Annotated in this window: 17 protein-coding genes; 8 read left to right on the top strand and 9 right to left on the bottom strand. The window is 50.8% G+C overall.

What is annotated here, in order from left to right:
- Nucleotides 1–196 precede the first annotated feature (196 nt).
- The 3 genes from clpB to OEY58_06295 form a co-directional block, all read right to left on the bottom strand.
- A complete protein-coding gene (clpB, locus tag OEY58_06305; GenBank protein MDH5325055.1) occupies nt 197–2,773 on the bottom strand; it encodes an ATP-dependent chaperone ClpB in 2,577 nt (858 codons plus the stop codon).
- Between the two features lie 166 nt (nt 2,774–2,939).
- Nucleotides 2,940–3,659 carry a 1-acyl-sn-glycerol-3-phosphate acyltransferase gene (locus tag OEY58_06300; protein MDH5325054.1) on the bottom strand — a complete coding sequence of 240 codons (720 nt, stop codon included), beginning with the start codon at nt 3,657–3,659 and terminating at the stop codon, nt 2,940–2,942.
- Between the two features lie 44 nt (nt 3,660–3,703).
- Nucleotides 3,704–4,183 (bottom strand): ankyrin repeat domain-containing protein, encoded by a 480-nt coding sequence (locus OEY58_06295; GenBank protein MDH5325053.1) that lies wholly within the window; start codon nt 4,181–4,183, stop codon nt 3,704–3,706.
- Between the two features lie 270 nt (nt 4,184–4,453).
- On the opposite strand from OEY58_06295, the gene nadC reads away from it, so the two are divergent.
- The 4 genes from nadC to OEY58_06275 all read left to right on the top strand — a co-directional run bounded on the left by nadC (nt 4,454) and on the right by OEY58_06275 (nt 8,256).
- Complete coding sequence (nadC, locus tag OEY58_06290) at nt 4,454–5,311, top strand: carboxylating nicotinate-nucleotide diphosphorylase (protein MDH5325052.1); 858 nt, start codon at nt 4,454–4,456, stop codon at nt 5,309–5,311.
- 62 nt (nt 5,312–5,373) lie between these two features.
- Nucleotides 5,374–5,757 carry an NrfJ-related protein gene (locus OEY58_06285; GenBank protein ID MDH5325051.1) on the top strand — a complete coding sequence of 128 codons (384 nt, stop codon included), beginning with the start codon at nt 5,374–5,376 and terminating at the stop codon, nt 5,755–5,757.
- A gap of 89 nt (nt 5,758–5,846) precedes the next feature.
- Nucleotides 5,847–7,568 (top strand): proline--tRNA ligase, encoded by a 1,722-nt coding sequence (locus tag OEY58_06280; GenBank protein ID MDH5325050.1) that lies wholly within the window; start codon nt 5,847–5,849, stop codon nt 7,566–7,568.
- A 133-nt stretch (nt 7,569–7,701) separates the two neighbouring features.
- Complete coding sequence (locus tag OEY58_06275; GenBank protein MDH5325049.1) at nt 7,702–8,256, top strand: lytic transglycosylase domain-containing protein; 555 nt, start codon at nt 7,702–7,704, stop codon at nt 8,254–8,256.
- Between the two features lie 6 nt (nt 8,257–8,262).
- On the opposite strand, the gene OEY58_06270 is transcribed toward OEY58_06275, so the two are convergent.
- Nucleotides 8,263–9,294, bottom strand: a complete 1,032-nt coding sequence (locus OEY58_06270) for a hypothetical protein (GenBank protein ID MDH5325048.1) — start codon at nt 9,292–9,294, stop codon at nt 8,263–8,265.
- Between the two features lie 63 nt (nt 9,295–9,357).
- Nucleotides 9,358–9,630, bottom strand: coding sequence for a hypothetical protein (locus OEY58_06265; protein MDH5325047.1), 273 nt, complete (start codon nt 9,628–9,630; stop codon nt 9,358–9,360).
- A gap of 228 nt (nt 9,631–9,858) precedes the next feature.
- Between OEY58_06265 and OEY58_06260 the strand changes: the two genes are divergently transcribed.
- A complete protein-coding gene (locus OEY58_06260) occupies nt 9,859–11,397 on the top strand; it encodes a glycoside hydrolase (protein MDH5325046.1) in 1,539 nt (512 codons plus the stop codon).
- A 113-nt stretch (nt 11,398–11,510) separates the two neighbouring features.
- Here OEY58_06260 and mqo read toward each other — a convergent pair whose 3' ends face one another.
- Nucleotides 11,511–12,989, bottom strand: coding sequence for a malate dehydrogenase (quinone) (gene mqo / locus OEY58_06255; GenBank protein MDH5325045.1), 1,479 nt, complete (start codon nt 12,987–12,989; stop codon nt 11,511–11,513).
- Nucleotides 12,990–13,387: 398 nt separating this feature from the next.
- On the bottom strand, nt 13,388–13,870 hold the full coding sequence (gene tadA / locus OEY58_06250; protein MDH5325044.1) for a tRNA adenosine(34) deaminase TadA: 483 nt from the start codon (nt 13,868–13,870) through the stop codon (nt 13,388–13,390).
- A gap of 398 nt (nt 13,871–14,268) precedes the next feature.
- On the opposite strand from tadA, the gene OEY58_06245 reads away from it, so the two are divergent.
- A complete protein-coding gene (locus OEY58_06245; GenBank protein ID MDH5325043.1) occupies nt 14,269–17,223 on the top strand; it encodes a right-handed parallel beta-helix repeat-containing protein in 2,955 nt (984 codons plus the stop codon).
- Between the two features lie 187 nt (nt 17,224–17,410).
- On the opposite strand, the gene guaA is transcribed toward OEY58_06245, so the two are convergent.
- On the bottom strand, nt 17,411–18,997 hold the full coding sequence (gene guaA, locus OEY58_06240) for a glutamine-hydrolyzing GMP synthase (protein ID MDH5325042.1): 1,587 nt from the start codon (nt 18,995–18,997) through the stop codon (nt 17,411–17,413).
- Nucleotides 18,998–19,044: 47 nt separating this feature from the next.
- Nucleotides 19,045–20,505, bottom strand: a complete 1,461-nt coding sequence (gene guaB / locus OEY58_06235) for an IMP dehydrogenase (protein ID MDH5325041.1) — start codon at nt 20,503–20,505, stop codon at nt 19,045–19,047.
- 245 nt (nt 20,506–20,750) lie between these two features.
- On the opposite strand from guaB, the gene OEY58_06230 reads away from it, so the two are divergent.
- Nucleotides 20,751–21,083: a SoxXA-binding protein gene (locus OEY58_06230; protein ID MDH5325040.1), complete on the top strand. Its 333-nt coding sequence runs from the start codon at nt 20,751–20,753 to the stop codon at nt 21,081–21,083.
- 86 nt (nt 21,084–21,169) lie between these two features.
- Nucleotides 21,170–22,567 carry an exodeoxyribonuclease VII large subunit gene (gene xseA, locus OEY58_06225; protein ID MDH5325039.1) on the top strand — a complete coding sequence of 466 codons (1,398 nt, stop codon included), beginning with the start codon at nt 21,170–21,172 and terminating at the stop codon, nt 22,565–22,567.
- Nucleotides 22,568–22,582: the final 15 nt, after the last annotated feature.

The raw sequence follows: 22,582 nt of genomic DNA, 5'->3' as shown, positions 1-22,582 counted from the left end.
CTTTCCGCTTGCTATGAAGCAGAAACTCCCAGAGGCTATTATACCTGGAAAGAACGAGCGCTAATACCGCTGAATTTGGAAACGTACAGATTGCCTGGGGATATTTCCTACGCACTACTGAGAAAATAGCGCAGTCATACGCAAGCTATTAACATAGGGGAAGAGCAGGAATTACCCCTGCCCTTGAACCCCATGATCAGGATTTCGTAAAAGTGAGCTCGTCGTTGCGCGCGTCCACCACAACCGTATCCCCTGGCATAAACTCGCCCTGGAGGATTTTTTGCGCCAAGGGATTCTCCACTTGGGTTTGTATCGCCCGTTTCAGTGGACGAGCACCATAGACCGGATCAAAACCGCCCGATCCAATCAAGTCCATAGCGGCATCACTGAGTCGCAGTTTCATATCTCGACTCAAGAGGCGTTTGCTGAGATTAGCTACCTGGATGGCAGTAATAGCACGGATTTCACCCTGATCCAAAGGATGAAACACCACGGTTTCGTCGATTCGGTTAATAAACTCGGGACGAAAATGTGTCCCTACAATTTCCATCACCGCCGCTTTCATCGCCTCGTAATTTTGTTCACCGCTCATTTCCTGGATCACCTGTGAACCCAAGTTGGAGGTCATAACAATAACGGTATTACGAAAATTCACCGTTCGACCATGGCCGTCCGTCAGGCGTCCATCATCGAGCACCTGCAACAAAATATTGAACACATCCGAATGGGCTTTTTCCACCTCATCCAGCAATATAACCGAATAGGGTTTACGCCGTACCGCTTCGGTTAAGTAACCGCCTTCTTCATACCCCACATACCCGGGAGGAGCCCCGATTAGACGTGCCACCGAATGCTTTTCCATAAACTCGGACATATCTACTCGTACTATGGCGTCTTCGGTATCAAACAAAAACTCCGCTACGGCTTTGGTTAATTCGGTTTTACCAACACCGGTAGGCCCCAAAAACAGAAACGATCCGGTCGGCCGATTGGGATCGGATAGGCCGGCACGGGATCGGCGAATAGCATTACTCACAACCTTTAGCGCTTCGCTTTGGCCAATCACACGATTACCGATAACACTTTCCATTTGCAATAATTTTTCCCGCTCACCTTCCAGCATTTTAGAAACGGGGATACCTGTCCATTTGGAAACAATGTCCGCGATTTCCTCTTCGCTGACTTTGTTGCGTAATAATTTGGTTTCGTGCATTTCAGCCTGCGTGGCCATATCCAATTGTTTTTGCAACTCTGGAATACGCCCGTACTGCAATTCCGACATGCGCGCCAAGTCGCCTGCCCGTCGAGCCGTTTCCATTTGCATACGCGCCTCATCCAGAGCCTCTTTTAACTGTTGCGTCCCCTGCAGCGCCGCTTTTTCAGCCCGCCAGATTTCATCCAAATCGGCATATTCCCGCTCCAGGTTCTGAATCTGCTCTTCCAGATCCGCCAGACGTTTACGTGAAGCTTTATCTTCTTCCTGTTTTAAAGCTTCACGTTCAATTTTCAGCTGAATCATGCGCCGATCCAGTTTATCCATCTCTTGGGGTTTGGAATCGATTTCCATGCGAATCAAACTGGCTGCTTCATCTACCAGATCAATCGCTTTATCCGGCAGCTGTCGTTCGGTAATATACCGATAAGAAAGAGTGGCCGCAGCAACAATGGCCGGGTCGGTTATTTCAACACCGTGATGAACTTCGTACTTTTCTTTCAAACCACGCAAGATGGCGATGGTATCCTCTACCGAGGGCTCATCAACCTGTATTTTTTGAAAACGCCGTTCCAGGGCGGCGTCCTTTTCGACGTATTCTCGGTACTCATCCAAAGTGGTTGCACCCACACAATGCAATTCACCGCGAGCCAGAGCCGGTTTAAGCATATTGCCCGCATCCATGGCACCTTCGGCCTTACCCGCACCCACCATAGTGTGCAATTCATCAATAAACAGAATGATCTGCCCTTCCTGTTTGGCCAAGTCATTCAATACGGCTTTTAAGCGTTCTTCGAACTCGCCTCGAAACTTGGCGCCGGCAATCAATGCACCCAAATCCAAGGACAACAAGCGCTTGTTTTTCAGACCTTCCGGTACTTCGCCATTGACGATACGCTGAGCCAATCCTTCTGCAATCGCGGTCTTGCCCACACCCGGTTCGCCGATAAGCACCGGATTGTTTTTCGTACGTCGTTGCAACACTTGCACCGTGCGACGTATTTCATCATCCCTGCCGATGACCGGGTCCAGTTTACCCTGCTCGGCACGTTCGGTAAGATCGATGGTGAATTTTTCCAAGGCCTGACGTTGATCCTCTGCATTGGGATCATCCACTTTTTGCCCGCCGCGTACAGCTTCAATGGCAGCCTCAATATTTTCTTTGGTCGCACCGGCCTGTTTTAAAAATTCACCGATACGACCATTGTCTTCCAAGGCCGCCAACACAAACAATTCGCTGGAAATATACTGATCCTTGCGTTGCTGGGCCAGTTTATCCGTAATGTTCAACATTTTGATTAAATCATTGGAGATGTGCACGTCACCGGCCACACCATGCACCGTGGGAAGCTGTTCCATACTTTGGTCTAAATGGGAACGTAAGCCGTTAATATTGACACCGGCATTATTAAGCAAATGTCTCACGGTACTGCCTGCCTGGTCCAACATGGCAATCAGAACATGTACCGGTTCGATGTATTGGTGATCGCGTCCCACAGCGAGACTTTGAGCGTCCGCCAATACGCCTTGAAATTTACTGGTGAGTTTATCCATTCGCATAGTGCTAACCTTCTTTCATTTCCGCCGCAGGGTTGCGGCCAAGACCAACATCAGCACAATCGGAGACATCCGAGTTCCACACTACCACTGACGGTTGTCAGTCGGATTGATTCCAATCAGCTGCTAAGCGAAAAATGGGGATACTGACGCAGGGTTTCAAGCCACATCAAGTAGCGACAACACTATTGTCCCTATTTTCAATAAATTGGGCCAGTTGTTCCAAAAACACCTGCTGATGACTGTTGTCATCCAAATCCAGTGGCGCTCCGGTTTTTATTTTTACCCGGCTCCGCACCGGGATCGCCAACACGGTATGCCCCTGCCCCCTGATGCCATCCAAACGCACGGGAAACACGGGAGACTTACTCAACAGAGCCAGCTTTGCCACCCCGCCCTTGAGCCTTTTGCGCGGGTGGTGATCCAACTGAATGGTTCCATGGGGAAACAGTGCTACCACTTCGCCTTGTTGCAACACCCGCAGTGCCTGGCGAAATGCCAGTTCAGGTCGACCGGAACGTTCCACCGGAATACACCCGGCGGCGCGCAGCAACCAAGTCAAGCCAAACCGTTCGTATTGCTCCCTGGCGATTAAAAAGCGCAAGGGACGGGGACTGGCGGAAATTAATATGAGGGCATCCAGGCCCGATACATGGTTTGCCGCGACAATGGCGCCGCCTGTTTCCGGCAAAGGTAAGTTTGGCCCCTGAAAACGGTGATAATACCTGCAAAACAAACAGATTAAGCCAATTACACAATTCAACCAGGGCAGATTCCAATCCGCACTTTTATTCGCATCCAGGATTCGTAATAAGTGCCGAGTTCCAACCGCACCTAATATTCCGGCGACCAAACTCAAAGCCAACCACAGTGACACCGACGTTATCATAAATTACCGTAGTCAAAAGTGGATAGTTTATACCATAAACCGGCCTATTTTTTTTGTTTTTTGGATTTTCCTTTCTTACCTTTGCTGCCCTTACTTTTGTCATCTTCGCTGGTTTCCAAGGCCTCGAGCAATGCAGCAATAGCCTCGTTCCCTCGCCCTTTGGCCACCGACAAAGCAGTGGCGCCGGTTTTTGCGGCAAGCTTTGGATCAGCACCGCGGGCCAACAGCGCCTTGACGATATCGACATTGCCCTTGTAGGCAGCCTCCATTAAGGCGGTAAACTCGTTATTGTCCTTAGCGTTCACATCGGCTCCCGCTGCCAGCAACAAATCCACCGTACGTTGATTACCTACGGCGGCTGCAGCCATCAAACCGGTCCGACCTGACGCGGTTTTGGCATTCACATCCGCACCCTGGTCCAGCAATTCGCGCAATTGCTCCAGTTTGCCCTGACGAGCAGCGATCAGGACCTCTCGACTCTGCTGATTGGCATCCGGCGCCCCTGGTGCCGCCTGTGTGGCCATGCAGTACAGTAGCCCAATGCAGAACAGCCCCACAGTTCGGCGTATACCGGTTAGTCCTTTAAGCCTCACAACCATAATCCGTCCCAACATCTGAATTCTCTGTGACTTGTTGAATTTAAGATAAAAATTCCCTCAGCCACCATATCGGTCCAAAACCCTGAAATCTGAACCAAGCTATGGGGCGGGAAGCCGGTGTTTTTGTTAAACTTGGTTTTTTCCAACGGCGGAGCCTCTTTGGGACACCGCCACCCTGAGAATTCGTATCGAAAAATGAATAAGTTACCTGACAATATTGCAACGGTGGTCAGTGCTGCGTTAAACGAGGATATTGGCACAGGCGATGTGTCCGCCGCCTTGGTATCGCAACAAAACCCCGCTTCAGCACAGGTTATGTGCCGCGAAACTGCCGTGATCTGCGGCACCGCCTGGTTTGAGCAAAGCTTTTTCCTAATCGACAAGGAAACGCAGATTCAATGGCACGTTAATGATGGCGATCTCGTCAGCGCCGGACAAACCTTGTGCCATATCCAAGGAAACGCCAGGGCTCTGTTGAGTGCGGAACGCACCGCTTTGAATTTCTTGCAAACTCTGTCAGCCACAGCCACTGTCACCCACAAGTATGTCCAGGCAATAGCGGGTACTGCGTGTAAAATCCTGGATACACGCAAAACTATCCCCGGTCTACGCAGTGCGCAAAAATATGCCGTGCTTTGCGGCGGCGGATGCAATCACCGTATGGGACTGTATGACGCCATCCTCATCAAAGAAAACCACATTGTCGCAGCCGGCTCTATCACAGCCGCAATGCAAAAAGCCCGACAAACTTCCGCAAATTTGCTGTTGGAAGTGGAAATCGAACAATTGGAACAGATCCCCGAGGCGATTGCCGCCGGTGCACAACGCCTGTTATTGGACAATATGGATCCTGAGCAACTGCGCCAGGCCGTTGCCATCACCCACCGTTTGACCAATATGACGGAACATAAGGTTGAGTTAGAAGCCAGTGGCGGTGTACAGTTGCAACAACTCAGGGACTTGGCGCTAACAGGTGTAGACTACATTTCCGTCGGCGCCATAACCAAACATATCCATGCAGTGGACTTGTCCATGCGATTTGACTTTTCCTAAGAAAAGATTATATGCAGAAGGAATTCTGATTGATTTCAGAATTCACAACTTGGAGGAACTCGATGAATGTAAGATTGTGCTACCTGGCAGCGTGTGTTGTACTCATTCCATTTCTCAATGCCTGTTCAGATGGCAAAGATGCAGCGGAACAAAGTAGTGCACAAACCACCGCTCAGACTCCTGCCACTCAGGCCTTGATTTCCGCCAGCCCGACCCTTCCCACTAACGGCAAAGTGGTGAAAGCCATGCATGCCAGTGGCTACACCTATATGCAGGTGGAAAATGAAGGCAAACTGTTTTGGGTCGCCGCCAAAATGATGAATGTGCGCCGCAACGACTATGTCAGCTGGCAGGATCCATCGCTACAAAGAAACTTTAACAGCCCGACGCTGAGAAAAACCTTTGACGAAATATTGTTTGTGGCATCCGCCACGGTCGATAAATAAAAGCCTGTTTTCCGGCGGCATCGGCCCGTATAATGGCGCCCTGTTTTTAACTGTTACCTGTTTTTAACCGTCACCAATAGCGGAAACCCATGCGCACATCCAAACTACTTATTGCCACCGTAAAAGAGACTCCTTCGGACGCTGAGGTCATCAGCCATCAGCTCATGCTCAGAGCCGGCCTGATTCGCAAGCTGGCCTCCGGCCTGTATACCTGGCTCCCCATGGGACTGCGCATCCTGCGCAAGGTGGAAACCATCGTCCGCGAAGAAATGGACAATGCCGGCGCACAGGAAGTCCTCATGCCCTGCGTGCAACCGGCGGAACTGTGGCAGGAGTCAAGCCGGTGGGAACAATACGGCCCCGAATTGTTGCGCTTGAGCGATCGCCACGAACGGGACTTTTGTTTCGGTCCCACGCATGAGGAAATTATCACCGACCTGATCCGCAAAGAAATCCGTAGCTACAAACAACTGCCGGCGAATTTCTACCAGATCCAAACCAAATTCCGTGACGAGGTCCGTCCGCGCTTTGGGGTGATGCGTGCCCGTGAGTTTATTATGAAGGATGCCTATTCTTTTCATGTAGACCAGGAGTCTTTGCAACAAACCTACGATCTCATGTATCAGGCTTACAGTAATATTTTCAGCCGTATTGGCCTGGATTTTCGCGCCGTATTAGCGGATACAGGCAGTATCGGCGGCAATGCCTCCCACGAGTTCCATGTGCTGGCGGACTCCGGCGAAGATCAAATTGCGTTCAGTGACAGCGGTGATTACGCTGCCAATGTGGAGCTGGCTCAGGCTGTGTCCACAGAAGCTGCAGTTGCTGCTGCGACTGAATCCATGGAAGCGGTGGACACACCCAAACAACACAGTATTGAGGAAGTCAGTAACTTCTTAAAATTGCCGCCGCAACAAATATTGAAAACTCTGCTGGTACAAGCGGACGACACGATTGACGCAGAACTGGTGGCCCTATTGTTACGAGGGGACCATGAACTCAATGCGATCAAAGCCGCCAAATGCCCTGGCGTGGCCTCTCCACTCACGTTTGCCACAGATGTACAGATCCGTGCCGTCGTCAACTGCGATGCCGGCTCTATAGGCCCTATCTGTCTGGACATTCCCATCATTGCCGATTTGAGCACAGCCGCCATGTCCGACTTTGTTTGTGGCGCTAACGAGAACGGTAAGCATTTACGCGGTGTCAATTGGAACCGGGATGTGAAACTGCCAACACTAATGGACATCCGCAATGTGCAAGCGGGAGACCCCAGCCCTGACGGTAAAGGCCGGCTGGTGATCAAACGCGGAATTGAAGTAGGCCATATTTTCCAACTGGGCAAGAAATACAGCGAAGCCATGAATTGCAGCATTCAGGATGAACAGGGTAAATCCATAGTCACCACCATGGGTTGTTACGGTATTGGTGTCACTCGCGTGGTCGCGGCAGCTATAGAACAAAACCATGATGATAAAGGCATTATATGGCCAATGGCCATAGCCCCTTTCCAAGTGGTTCTGTTGCCCATGAATATGCACAAATCCCACCGGCTCAAGGAAGCGGCAGAACAACTGTACCAGCAACTTTGCGCCGCCGGTATTGAAGTGTTATTGGACGATCGAAAGGAACGCCCCGGTGTCATGTTTGCCGATATGGAGCTTATCGGTATTCCCCACCGCCTGGTGATGAGTGATCGAGGCCTGGATGCAGGAACCATTGAGTACCGCGCCCGCACTGATTCGGAAAATCAGGAACTGCTACTGGATGGCATTGTTACAAGCCTGAAAGAAAAAATGTTCAATATTTAACCATTTTACCCTTTATTTGCACTGGGAATTTGAGGTATGCTTTTAAGTCCGGCCGGGGCAACCGGTTTTACCCATTAACTTTTGAAAAAATTCGTATTTCAATATGTTAAGAACCAAAGTTTGGCGAATATTGATGATCTTGGCACTGTCTTGGATGCCATTGAATGCACCAATAGCGACCACCACCGGTGGAGTCGATCCCGAGTTGCGCCAAGCGCTCATGCGCGCCGTGAATGATTCCAGTAGCTTTAATGACCGCTTTCATGCGGAAGTCTGGCTGCTGGATATGTCCACCCGCTTGCAACGCTTTATAGAAGACGACCGAGAACGTATCAATTTACTGCGCAATATACACCAGGAAGCCACCCGAGCCGATTTGCCACCGGAGTTGGTCTTGGCTGTCATTGACACGGAAAGCGCGTTCAACCGCTGGGCCATTTCAGTGGTGGGAGCGCAAGGCTTAATGCAGGTCATGCCCTTTTGGCTTAAGGAAATCGGCCGCGAGGGAGACAACTTGTTTTCCGTCAAAACCAATTTACGCTTTGGCTGCACCATTCTGAAACACTATTTGGACAAAGAAAAGGGCGATCTGAGACGTGCCCTGGCCCGTTACAACGGTAGTATCGGCAAAGCCAAATATCCTAACAAAGTCTTTAAGAAACTGCGTACCCGCTGGTTTCGCCCCTGATTCTAATCAGCGTCCCAGTCTACTCCGGTAGGCGTTTCCGAAGTTCGCTTCCAATTGAAACAGCAAACCCGGCTCGGTGCGAAACCGGTCTTCGCGACGAAAACTTAATTGCGGCCCCACCGTCATATACAGCCAGTTTTTATAGATATTGTTCTTGTAGACCAGCTGGGTCACGTATTGGCTGTCCTGCACATTGGGCTTATCCGTTAACACGGCGCTGATTTGGAAATACAACATATTGCGATGTTCTGCGTTATAGATTCCAAGCGTTTGGGTAAGGCGGGTTTCGTCCAGGCGATTGCCCGACAGAAAATGAGTGGACACGCGTAGGAGACTTTTTTCAAACAACTGGTTGCGATATTCCAATAGCGTGGAAGCACGCCACCCTTCAGAATCAAACCAGGAAACCAGCTCCACAAAATTCAGCTCAGCCCGATCCAACTCCCATTTCACCCGTGCCCGCATACGCACAAAAGAATCCAAACTGGAACGTAATTTTACCCCAGCATCAATGTGCGTATTGATGCGATCGGTCATTTTCAGCAAGCGTCGCAATGAGGTGGAATAGTCATCACTGGCCGCCTCAGTAAAGGAACTGCTGCCCAATTCTTCCTCTTCAACATCAGCCTCATTGCGTATCAATAATTGCAGCTTTTTCCGGGTTTTCGGTAACTCCACCTTGGTGCGCACACTCGTATCAAAGACCACATCGCCGCCCTTTTTAAGAAACACGTCCTCCCGAAACCGAATATAACTGCCACTGGATTCTTCATAGATGGTTTCGTTGCTGAAAAACATGTCCAACTTACGACTGATCCATTCAACATTGTTGGAAATGAGTTCATGAGGAACATCCAAAATTTGCCCTATGGATACACTGACTTCCGTATCACTGTCGCCGCTATCGTCGACAGCGGCTTCACCGGGCAGGGGCTCATTGCGAACGGCACGATCGATTGATTCCTCCTTGTCCTGCGCCAGTACCACACCACAAATTAGCGGCAACAGAACCAGTAAGCACCAAAGCCGTGTTTTCAATCCTGTCTCCAATACTGCGGGTAAAACCAAGGCATAAACCGCCCATCGATGGCAACATGGTACCTATTCCTTGGATTGAACACCAGGCGGGGACGTGCCGGCTGCCATGGCCTCAACCCAGGACTCCAGTTCAATGGGTTCTACACCCAATTGCTTTAGTTTGTTGTTGGCCATTTTCAAACCGTCTCGGGTAGAAGCCAACTCCCACTCTTTGTCGATATAAGTCTGTAGCAAGCTGGAATATCGCAAATATTGGATAACATTACCGCCGATAGCCGCGAGCACTATCAGTGCTAAAAAAATAACCGCATCCAGGTGTAATTGAAATTTTTTCAACAGAGCTCTCCGATCAAACAGATCGTCCTTGCTATGCAGGATTTGGTCCTTTCCCTGACACACAGCAAAGTATGATTTGCCCCAAGAGATTGAATTTAAATGCCTTGTTGAATCAAGATCACATTTTGGGGATTTTTCTCCAAAGGAGTGGGCTACAACATTAAATATGTTGGTGCCAATGTCCGCTAATAGTTCGAATCCATTTTTAAGAAAAACCGGACAGGAACTATGCAACGCACTAAAATTTTCAACGCTTTACTGATTCTTAGCCTCGGCACCCTGGTTTCCGCTTGCGGCGGTGGCAGCCTTTCAAAATCCTCCAGCCTTTCCAGTGATGAAGGCCTGGTGTTAATAAAAGTCATGAGTAACAGCGTCTTAAATGACCCTGACTTTCCCTATTGGCATACTCTGACCATCAAGAAAGCGGACTCTAAACCGGCTCGTCTGATTACGCTGCAGCCCAACGAGAACCTGCAAGGCTACGCCAACACCCTGACTTTTGCCCGTTCGCTGCCGGCGGGTAAATATGTACTGTCTACCTTGAGCGCCAGTTCTAAGTCCAATCCCAACAACCTGGAAGTCAAAAAGCTTGGCCTTAGTTTTCAAGTCAAGCCGGGACAATTTACCAATGTGGGAAATCTTATTTATCAACCACAGGGTAATCTGCTAACCCGAAAAACCTTTTCCATGGGACTGGACACCGATGATGATGGAGCTAAGGCACTGGTGGAAAAACATTTCCCGGAAATAGCCAAGCAAGTTCTAGCCCAACCTTTGGTCCATATTGCGAGTTCGGAAAACCGCGATCGGCGCTTACGCGATGTAGCACGACACGCAAAAGCCAACAGCGCTGTGCTCAACAACCCTGTATTCACTGCCAAAGGACATTTTTATTCCGGTGCACGCTTTGGCCAGGTCCTGCGAAAAGAATTTGATTGGGAAAGTTTGGATACGGGTTATAACCAGGAAATCAGCACGGTACTGCCCTTACAGGACGGTACGTTGGTAGCCGGCGGTGAAGACGGTTTGCTTATTATGAGCAACGACAAAGGTAGAACCTGGAAACCCGTTCCGGCGCCGGATAACAACAGCTGGGTATTCTACAGCGCCCAGAACAACAAAAAGGAAATATTTGTTGCATCAGTAAACGAAGGCGTTGCAACGGTTTATAAAACTGAATCCTTGGACTCACCCAACTGGAATAAGCTGAAATCTTTCTCGGTGAACAGCAAACGCCTGCATGAGTCATTACCCAAAATGAAACTGACCACTGAACATCTCATCGTGGTAGCGGATGATGATGTCTACACCTACGACTTTGGCAGCGGCGGATGGAATAGTCGCGATATGCCCTTTGAGGCAAAAGATATCGCCCAACAAGTGAACATTCTGGACGACGGCACCATTGTCGCTTACGAAACCGATGGAAAAATGAATCGGGTATACAAAACCAGCAACCAGGGTAAAGATTGGGAAAAACAAGGTGCGATTATGCACATATCCAGCTTGGTTTTTATTGACGGACAAACGGGTTATTCACTGAACCCGAAACCCGGTGAAGTAGGAAAACGGATTGTCTTGCACACCTCAGACGGCGGCAAAACCTGGACCAAGGCCTCGGACGCTCCCGACCTGGTCAGTCCGCGACTTCTGGCTGATGCCTATAATCAAATGCTGTATATGGTAGGCGCATCCGGCAAGGTATTTATGAGTACCGACTTCGGTAACAGCTGGAACCCGGTACGAAATGTAGCTTGGTATGAATAACCGGGAACCCGATTCCAATAGAAAAGCCGACTTGAATGTCGGCTTTTTTTTGCGCAGGATCTTTTTCTGTGGCGGACACACCTAATCTGTTAGCCGGCGCTATATAATTGGACTTAACTCGACAGATCGAGAATGTCGGCTGTGCGACGCCGTGTCACCAAGCACAACTTGCCATCGCCGATCAGCGATTGACCATAGGTCGGAATCATGTCCCGGATTAGTGTCTTCCATTCGACACTCAGCATCTTGCCCGGAAACAGCCTCTCAAGAACGTTGAGCATGATAGAGACGGACGTTGAAGCGCCCGGCGAAGCACCCAGCAACGCCGCAATGGTGCGGTCTTCTGAGCAGACAATCTCGGTCCCAAATTTCAGCACACCGCCTTCACCTTCATCTTTCTTGATAATCTGTACACGTTGGCCGGCGGTAATCAGCTCCCAGTCGGCGAATACCGCATTGGGGTAGTAGACCTGCAGTTCTGCAAAGCGCTCCTCGTCTGACTGCATGATCTGTTCGATCAGATACTTGGTCAGTTCGATATTCTTATAGCCCGCCGCCAGCATCGGCCAGACATTGTGCATCTCTATCGACAAGGGCAGATCAAACCACGATCCGCTTTTAAGAAACTTCGTGGTAAACCCGGCGTAGGGACCAAAAAAAAGACTGCGTTGACCGTTTATCATACGGGTATCCAGATGGGGCACAGACATCGGCGGCGATCCGACCTTGGCCTTTCCATAGACCTTGGCCGCATGGCGCTTAATGACTGCCTCATTGGTGCAACGCAGGAAATGTCCGCTGACCGGAAAGCCGCCATAACCCCGTGCTTCGACAATATCCGATTTTTCCAACAGTTGGAGTGTCGCACCTCCGGCCCCGATAAACACATGGTCGGCACAATAACTGTAACTCTCATCGTTGCTCAGATCCTTGACGTGAATCTTCCAGTTACCCTCATCCTGCTCCAGGTCCTGTATCTCATGTCCCAGTTTAAGATGCGTACCGGGCGTCGATTCCAACCAGGCAATCATGCCGCGCGTCAACTGCCCAAAATTCACGTCAGTGCCGGCATCCATGCGCGTCGCTGCCAGCGGCTCGTCTGTAGTGCGTCCTTCCATGATCAGCGGCGTCCATTCCTGTATTTGCGCCGTATCCTCTGAATAGAGCATGTCCCTGAACAAAGGATGTGCCGACATCGCCTGATGCCGAGCACGTAAAAAGGCGACGTTCTCCTCGCCCCAGACCAGACTCATATGCGGAATATCATTGATAAAATCGCTCGCGTTCGGCAAATGCCCCTGTTGTTTCAGCCAGGCCCAGAGCTGTCGTGATATTTCAAAGTCGTTGGCAATTTGGAGCGCCTTGCTGATATCAATCCCGCCATCGACACAGGGGGTATAATTCAACTCGCAAAACGCAGAATGGCCGGTACCGGCATTGTTCCAGGCATCCGAACTCTCCGCTGCAACACGATCCAGACGCTCAAAAATGGTGATCTGCGCATCCGGCATGAGGCGACGTATAAACACCCCCAGTGTGGCGCACATGATACCGGCGCCGATGAGTACAAAATCTTGGCTTGTTTCAGACATAGGCAGTTGATTAAAAACCGAAAAGGGACACACTAATCCTAGGCTAGAACGGAGGCTGAGGCCAGCAATCCAGCAGAATTAACATGGATTTTACCAACATCTACTTGTTCCCATGCGGTCACGCATTCAAATTATTGCCCACACGTGCGAAAGTTTTTGCAGGGTGGGCAAGCTTTTTTTTCCCACGGGCCATAGCTGTTCAAAACACTTTTGCTATTCTTCCCCACAACCTTTCTTGTCGCGGGTAGGGCGGAATAGCCCCGCGTATTCCGCCAAGCAGACTTTAGGTTACCGCAAAACATCTATAAAATCCCGCTATTGACGTTGTGCAGACAACTTGTCGTATGGAGTAAGCCATCACTCTGATCGGTGGCTGCCAAAGCGTGAATATCAGCTTTTTATTGCGCGGGATCTTTTTTTTGCAAGCGCCTCTGCCGAAAAAAGTCACTTAACAAAGTGGCACTTTCCTGCTGCAGCACCCCACCCTGCACTTCCACCTGGTGATTGAATCGCGAATCGCGCAGAAAATCGAATACACTGCCCGCCGCACCCACTTTTGTATCACCGGTACCATATACCAGACGGCTGACACGGGCGTGTATCAGTGCTCCAACGCACATAATGCAAGGTTCCAGGGTGACGTACATCACCGTATCCACCAAGCGATAATTATGGATTGCAGTTGCCGCATTGCGCAACGCCATAATTTCCGCATGCGCCGTGGGATCGTTGCTACTAATGGGTTGATTCCAACCTTCGGCAATGAGCTGATCGTTTTTCACAATCACAGCACCTACCGGCACCTCACCTTGCTGTTGCGCTTTGCGCGCCAGAGCCAATGCATGACGCATCCAGTCCGCGTCAGAAAACGGCGGCGTCATCAAACCACAGCCGTTGAGGACTTATTCCCATAATTTTTGAGTGTAAGCATATGTTTTTACGTTACTAATTTTTACTTTGCAACTTCTTTTCATCTGGATATGCTCTCTAAACACCCATTTTTACGAAAGTTTATACCCCAAATATGTTACTGTTTGTAACGAAATCTAGCAATAAACCAGTTACGTATTCCATGGAGAAGCTGACATTGGTGTGTCTAAATGTCGTACTCCTTGGTTATTTGGTTCATGATGACAGGGTCAAGCCCGGGGGTGACAGAATATGAAACGCCTCGAACAAACTGTTAACAAAAACCGAGGATTGTCGGCTAGAGAAATTGCCACACTTATACTATACAGATATGTTCCACCGAATTCCTTTTGCCTGAGGAGGCTTTCCGATGTCCATCAACCCCGGTTCTCACATTTCTCGTTCCCTGGCAGTGAGCGCCATGTTGCTACTCGCCGGGTGTGGAGGTGGTGGCGGTGGAACCGGCCCGACCAATTCGGCACCTGTGATCTCGGGGACACCCGCCATCGTCGGTACTGAAGAGGCCGCCTATTCGGATAGTGCGCTGTCAGCCTCAGATGCCGACGGTCAATCCGTCACCTGGACCATAATCGGTCCGGCATGGCTGGCCATCGATTCGAATACCGGTGCATTGGCCGGCACACCGGCAAATTCGGATGTCGGCCAAAACGATTTTACGATTACGGCCGCAGATGGGGTCGGCGGTGAAGACACCCTGCTGTTGAGCATCGATGTCGCCGAGGTCAACGACCTGCCGACGCTTTCGATGACCATCCCCAACCATGGTGTGTTTGACGGGTTCGGTTCCTGGAATGTGGACCTCGCGACCTGGATGGTGGATGTCGATACCACTCAGACGCCTGTCTATACGGTTGAGGCGAACACCGATGCCACGACGATAACCACGGCCATCGTCGGCTCGACATTGACACTGACGCAGGCCAGTCTGAATTCTCCGGTGGTTTCACTGACGGTGCGGCTGACCGACGGCGGCTCTGCGGCCTTTGTTGAAGACACGTTTGACGTGGTCATTTCGACGCGTACCTACACCAATAGTAACTGGAATGAATACGTCAAGAATGATGGTGCTGACGTCTTCTCTGCAACAGATACCGCTTGCGATGGCACAGAAACCGGTGGCTATGATGCCTGCGTACACGCGGCAGAAATCATAGAGATCGACACTGGGCTGACCACCGCCTGCGGCGGACTGAGCGCGGCCGACACCATGTCGGCCTTTGCCTGGGTGTGTGATGACAGCGGGCTTACTACAGTCTATCGCACGTCGGGGCTGGCCACGGGCAAAGGCCTGGGCGACCTGATCAATTTCAGCGGCGCGCCAGCCTGGAAGAACCATAGTCTGGTCGTCACCGGCGGAGATGGGTTTTTAAGCCGCCCTCATCCCTGGTACAGCAATACCATCGTTGAAGACAACGACGGCATGGCCGGCGGCGCGGTAGCTGGTACTATTTATGTTGTCACCGCCGACCCGGCAACATCCTATACACTGGATGCTGGCAAGGTCGGGTTTGTCGTCGCGCCGGGTGTGACGATGACCGGGCCAGTTACCGGCGGCTCCAACCTGGTGTTCTTAAACACGCAGAATTTTCTTTGGATTGAAGGTGAGATGGATGGCACGGCCAGTCCCGCCAACAACCCCATATTACTGGTCAGCACCAAATTTTCGGTGGCTCGACTGAACACCATCACCAACGCGGACTATGGCATACAACTGAATGCCTCGAGCAATAACCTGATCGATCAGGCGAATATCGATGGGTCGGTGACGGTGGGTATCGAACTGTTTTCAGGTTCGACGAATAACACGATATCGAATGGCGTGATAAGTAATTCCACCAGCAAAGGTATGCTGGTTTCTGCATCGAATAGCAATCAGATAAGCGACATGAATTTCTCCTTCAACGGGGGTGTTGGCCTGGAGCTCAGCTTTTCGACGAACAATGTGCTAACCAATATCACGGCCTCGAACAATGGTACCAATGGCGTGCATGTGAACAATTTCAGTAGCAACAACACTTTGACCAACATCGATGTCAGCGGTAACTACTACGGACTCTATGTTTATAATTCTAACTCAAATGAAATTCTGGATGTTGTCGCGCACGCCAACACCAACTCAGGAGTCTATTTACAACTAACCAGCTTCAACGTCGTGAACAATATCGGTGCAAAGAACAACACATCGAATGGCATTGCCTTAACTGCTGCTCATGACAACACCATAAACAACGTTCGGGCCATCAACTCCACCAATGGTGTGCAGATGTCGAGTTCAGACCGAAATCTGATCACCAACGTCATCGCCAGTGGTTCAAATTCCGGAATTTCGCTTTCCGTGGGTGTGGACAATGTCCTTATGGGTATTACGGCAACCGGTAGCAATTTTGGATTCGCAGTGGACAATTTCGCTGCAAACAATGTGTTCGCCGGGGTAACCGCCACCAATAATGTTTCCATCGGAATTATCGCCCAAGGTAGTGACAATACGTTTCTGCAGACTGCTGCGGCCAACAACTACTATGGTTACTACCTGGGCAATGCCAACAACCTGTTCCACTCAACATTGGCAACACACAGCAATACCGGGATCTACTTGACCACAGGAGCCGACAACAACCAGTTTTCCGGTTCTTTGATGGTTGGTGACAATTCAGTTGGAGATTGCTTTGTGATAGCCGAGTCAACCGCAACGGGCGGCCTGTGGGATGACGCCGGCGGTGTTGACGCAACCCATGATGGCGTTTGCGTCGCGGCTGTGCCTTCAGATTTCGGCAGCCCAACGACGGGGGTTTCCGTCGCTTCCAGCTTTGTCGGCAAACTATCCACGGATGACCTGGCCAACACCAGTGACACCAATGGTATAGCGAGCTACCCCGCTGACCCGTCAACCTTTGATTGGCTCAATTATGAAAATGCCTATCGACTCTGGGGCAGAGAAGGCGGTGCGTTTCCGTCCACCGGGGGTCAAGGCGCGTTTACGTTTGGAAATGGTGCAATCTGGGACTGGTCTCTGCTGAACAACGACACGGTAATGTTGGGCGCGATGGCGGTACCGACCGGGAACGACATCATCAGCCATACCTGGTCCACCACCTCGTCGACAACCTTCCTGCTATCTGCGATCGAGATTAGCGGCGATGCGGTGGGCAATGATAATCTTTTGTGCGAGTCCAATGAAGTCTGCCTGTATGCCCCGAACCTGGGCAGTTATCAGGGTCATGGTACGATAGGTGCCGGACCTGCCTTTGTTGACGGCACCATCACGGGCGTTACGCTGATGCAGTACGGCACTAACGGATATTAGATTTCGCCAGAACCTAGGTCGGAGGAGCCCGCAGGGACATGGGCTTAATCCAACACGTGGATCTTCACCGTTTTGTCTTGGTCTAATCCGACCCACAGGACTTGAATCTCCCATTTGTCGCGGCGCATTTATCTAAACGGAAAGAGCTTGATGCTGGCCAGTACCGGTCATTGCTAGCCAGTACCGGCTACTCCCACTCTATCGTCGCAGGAGGCTTGCTGGAAATATCATAGGTCACCCGGGATACCCCATCGACTTCATTCATGATGCGGCTGGATACGGTTTCCAGAAACTTGTAAGGCAAATGAGCCCAGCGTGCGGTCATGAAGTCCACCGTTTCCACGGCACGTAAGGCAATAACATGATCATAGCGACGACCATCGCCGGTGACGCCCACGGATTTGACCGGTAAGAATACGGCGAAAGCCTGACTCACTTTGTGGTACATGCCAAACTTATGCAATTCTTCGATAAAAATGGCATCGGCTTGACGCAATACATCGGCGTACGCTTTTTGTACTTCACCCAGTATACGTACCCCCAAACCCGGTCCGGGGAAGGGATGGCGGTAAACCAGATCGTGGGCCAAGCCCAGTTCTTCACCGATTTTTCGCACTTCGTCCTTAAACAGTTCCCGCAAAGGTTCCAGCAATTGCAAAGCCATGTCTTCGGGCAGGCCGCCCACATTGTGGTGTGACTTGATCACATGCGCTTTGCCCGAATTGGCTCCGGCGGATTCAATCACATCGGGATAAATCGTCCCCTGCGCCAACCACTTCACACCGGTTAATTTGCCGGCTTCTTCTTCAAACACCTCGACAAACAAATTACCGATGATTTTGCGTTTTTTCTCCGGATCGGCCACACCCGACAAAGCCGTTAAAAACCGCTCTTCCGCATTCACACGAATGACATGCACGCCCATGTGCTGGGCAAAGGTTGCCATGACCTGATCGCCCTCCTTCAGGCGCAACAAACCATTATCCACAAATACACAGATCAGTTGATCGCCGATGGCTTTGTGTAACAAAGCCGCCACCACGGAAGAATCCACCCCACCGGACAGCCCCAACACCACTTTGTCCACACCCACCAATTCGCGGACTTTCAAGATAGTATCGTTAACAATATTACCGGGTGACCACAAAGTATCACACTCGCAGATATCGCTCACAAAGCGCTTTAGAATACGACTGCCCTGGCGGGTGTGGGTGACTTCCGGGTGAAACTGGATCCCGTACATTTGTTTCTCATCGTTGCCAATACCGGCGATCTCCGCATTATCGGAGCTGGCGATGACTTTAAAGCCTTCGGGAATCTCGCTCACCTCGTCCCCATGGCTCATCCACACGTCCAACATGCCGTAGCCTTCCGGGCTGGTGTGATCTTCGATGTCTTCCAGCAATTCAGAATGACCGCGGGCACGGACTTGAGCAAAACCAAATTCACTTTTGCCGGCACTGCGTACCTTGCCCCCCATTTGTGCCGCCATGGTTTGCATGCCGTAACATATCCCCAGAATGGGAATTTTCATGGAAAAAATGGCCTGATCCAAACGTGGCGGCTGATCCATATTCACGGACTCCGGGCCACCGGATAATATGATTCCCTTCGGCCAGTAGTCGAGCACAAACTTTTCATCCACCATGTCGTAGGCGAAAATTTCACAAAAAACACCGATTTCTCTAACCCGCCGGGCGATCAACTGGGTGTATTGCGATCCAAAATCGATGATAAGAACCTTATCCTGGTGTATATCCGCATTATTTGACATGTAAAACCTGACTTTATCGTTATAGGCCGCGGCAACGCCGCGGGGATTCACACCCGATAGTTGGGAGCCTCTTTGGTAATTTGAACATCGTGCACATGACTCTCGCCAATGCCCGCATTGGTGATACGTACAAATTGGGTATTGGTGCGCATAGCGAGAATATCGCCACAACCCGTATAACCCATGCTGGAGCGCACACCGCCCAGTAGTTGATGTAACACCGGACGCAATGCCCCTTTAAAAGGAACTCGCCCTTCGATGCCTTCCGGCACCAGTTTATCCGGTTGGTTGCCTTCCTGGAAATAACGATCGCTGGAGCCCTGTTGCGCCGTCATAGCCCCCAAGGAACCCATGCCACGGTAGGCTTTGTAAGAGCGCCCTTGAAACAGCTCAACTTCTCCCGGCGCTTCTTCCGTACCGGCAAACATACTCCCGATCATAATACTGGAGGCCCCGGCGGCTATGGCTTTGGCCACGTCACCGGAATAACGGATACCACCATCACCGATCAATGGTATACCCGTGCCCTTCAAAGCCTCGGCCACATTGGCGATCGCGGTGATCTGTGGCACGCCCACACCGGCAACAATTCGGGTCGTGCAAATGGAACCGGGGCCAATACCCACTTTAACACCATCGGCACCGGCAGCCACCAATGCTTTGGCAGCTTCAGCAGTAGCGATATTTCCACCTATTACCTGCAAATCAGGGTAATGACTTTTTACCCAGGCGACTCGATCCAAAACACCTTGGGAATGGCCGTGAGCCGTGTCCACCACCACCACATCCACACCGGCATCCACCAAACCGGCCACTCGATCCTCGGTTCCGGCACCGGTTCCGACGGCAGCTCCAACGCGTAAGCGACCGTGCTCGTCTTTACAGGCATTGGGAAACTCGGTGGCTTTTTGAATATCCTTAACCGTGACCAAGCCTCGCAGCTGGAACTGATCGTTCACCACCAAGATTTTTTCAATCCGAAATTCATGTAAAAGTTTAAGAATTTCCTGAGGTTCCGCGCCCTCCCTAACGGTCACCAATTTCTCTTTAGGGGTCATGATACTGGAAACCGGATTGTCGTGACGAGTCTCAAAACGCAAATCACGGCCGGTCACTATACCTACCAAATCGGCACCATCAACCACCGGAACTCCGGAAATATTGTGGGCTCGGGTCAACGCCAATACTTCTTTAATGCTGGTGTTGGGTGCCACGGTGATAGGATCTTTGATGACACCGCTTTCAAACTTTTTAACCATTCGTACCTGATTGGCTTGTTGTTCCGCCGACATATTCTTATGAATAATGCCAATTCCGCCCTCCTGGGCCATGCTGATGGCCAAACGAGCTTCTGTGACCGTATCCATTGCCGCGGATACCAAAGGTATGTTTAAGTTAATCCCACGCGTTAATTGTGTCTTTAGGTCAACGTCTTTAGGCATCACCGTGGAATGAGCCGGGACCAGTAAAACGTCATCGAACGTGAGTGCTTCCTGAACTATGCGCATAGTGGGGTTCCCTACAGGGTAAATATATAGTAGGGTGCGAATTATAAAGATTGACGTGTATAAGGTAAACCGGTAGCTTAGCAAAAGGCTTATCGCTTTTCGGGATAACACGCCACTCGCTGTGATGAACAGGAGGAAAAAAGGGGCATAAATCCCCTCGCACTGGTCACAGTGGCAATTGGCGAATCCACCGCGAACAATTGTTATAAATTATTTAGACAGTACACTTCATTGGAGGAGAGTAAATGAGAAAAGTATTGATTGTCACAGCGGCATTTCTAGCTATTTCAATTTCCGGATGTGCTTCCACCGGTGGTGGTACGATGGCCACCTCCAGTGACGGTGGCGGGTCTGTAGAATCATTAATCAAAGAAGCCGAAGCTGTGATCAAAAAAGCCCAAGCCAACGGTGGCGCGTGGCGTGATTCTCAAGACAAATTTATCAAAGGCGCTAAAGCGGCATTGAGCAAAGGCGATACAGAACAAGCCCGTAAATTGGCTGCCCGTGCCAAGTTTGAAGGTGAAGCCGCGTACCAACAGGCTATGAGTCAGAAAAACGCCGGACCCTGGTTATTCTAGTGTCGGCATGATCCACACAAAAAAAGCAGGCTTCGGCCTGCTTTTTTGCTTATCACCAAACCAAACGCATTATCCAAAACAACCCTATGAGCCAGTCACGGCAAATTCTGACCGTATCGGAACTGACCCGAACCGCTAAAATCTCATTGGAAAAGCAGTTTTCACATGTCTGGTTGGAAGGCGAAATTTCCAATCTGGCCAACCCCTCCTCCGGCCATTGGTACTTCAGCCTGAAAGACACGCGGGCACAAGTGCGCTGCGCCATGTTTCGAACCCGCAACCGTTTGCTGCGATTCGCCCCAAAGAATGGAGATCACGTGGTGGTCCTGGCCAAAGTGAGTCTGTATGAGGCCAGAGGAGAATTTCAACTGCTGGTGGAGCATATGGAGGCCTCCGGCGAAGGAGCGCTGCAATTACAGTTTGAACAATTAAAACAGCGTCTGAGCGATGAAGGTTTGTTTGCGGCGGAACACAAACGTCTCCTACCGCAATTGCCAACACGCATCGGCATTATCACCTCGCCGCATGGCGCTGCGGTCAAAGATGTGCTCACGGTGTTAAAGCGCCGCTTTGCCGCCATTCCTGTATTGATCTACCCCACCTCGGTACAAGGTTCCAACGCTGTTGCAGAGCTCGTTCGAGCTATCCGCCGGGCACAAAGTGCCCAGCGCTGCGATGTGTTGATCTTATGCCGGGGCGGTGGCTCTTTGGAAGATTTGTGGTGTTTCAACACCGAGGCTGTGGCCAGGGCCATCTTTCAGTGTTCCATTCCTGTTGTCACCGGTGTAGGACACGAAACCGATGTAACCATTGCAGATTTTGTTGCCGATGTACGCGCCGCCACCCCCTCAGCGGCAGCGGAGTTGGTGAGTCCGGACAAGATAGAATGGCTGGAAACGCTGCAAGCATTGCAACAACGCTTGCAACGGGAATTTAAAAACAAACTGCTGTATCGCAAACAACAACTGGAATGGTTGCGTAAACGCATGCAACACCCCGCTCGCAGACTCCAGACTCAGGCGCAACGATTGGATGAGCTGGAACAGCGTCTATTGCAAAGTTTCTCCTTACTGCAACAACAAAACCACACCCGCTTACAACACCTGAGCTCTCGTTTAGAACTCCAGTCTCCCCTAAAAAGAATTCCGCCATTGCAATGGCGCTTAGGTGCATACGGACAACGTCTGCACGCCGTAATGGCACACATTCTGGATGAACATCGGCAACAATTGGGCGCCTTGGGGAGGGCCTTGGATGCGGTCAGCCCCCTGGCAACCTTAGGCCGCGGTTATGCGATTGTTCGCAGCAGCAACGGTACCATTGTCCGCAATAGCGAAACAGTAAAACTGGGGCAAAGCGTCAAAACTCAATTACACCGGGGTACATTGCACTGTACTGTCGACGCTATAGAACCGAGCAATGCACTGAACCCGATTGATGCAAACGCTACAATCGAGTCCGCGGATGATGAACTTCAACCCTAAGCGAGGTTCTTAGTA

This window comes from Gammaproteobacteria bacterium (assembly GCA_029882975.1).
Taxonomy (GTDB): Bacteria; Pseudomonadota; Gammaproteobacteria; order SZUA-152; family SZUA-152; genus JAJDNG01.
The sequence above is the reverse complement of the archived record's forward strand: the minus strand, read 5'-3'. Positions and strand labels throughout refer to the sequence as shown.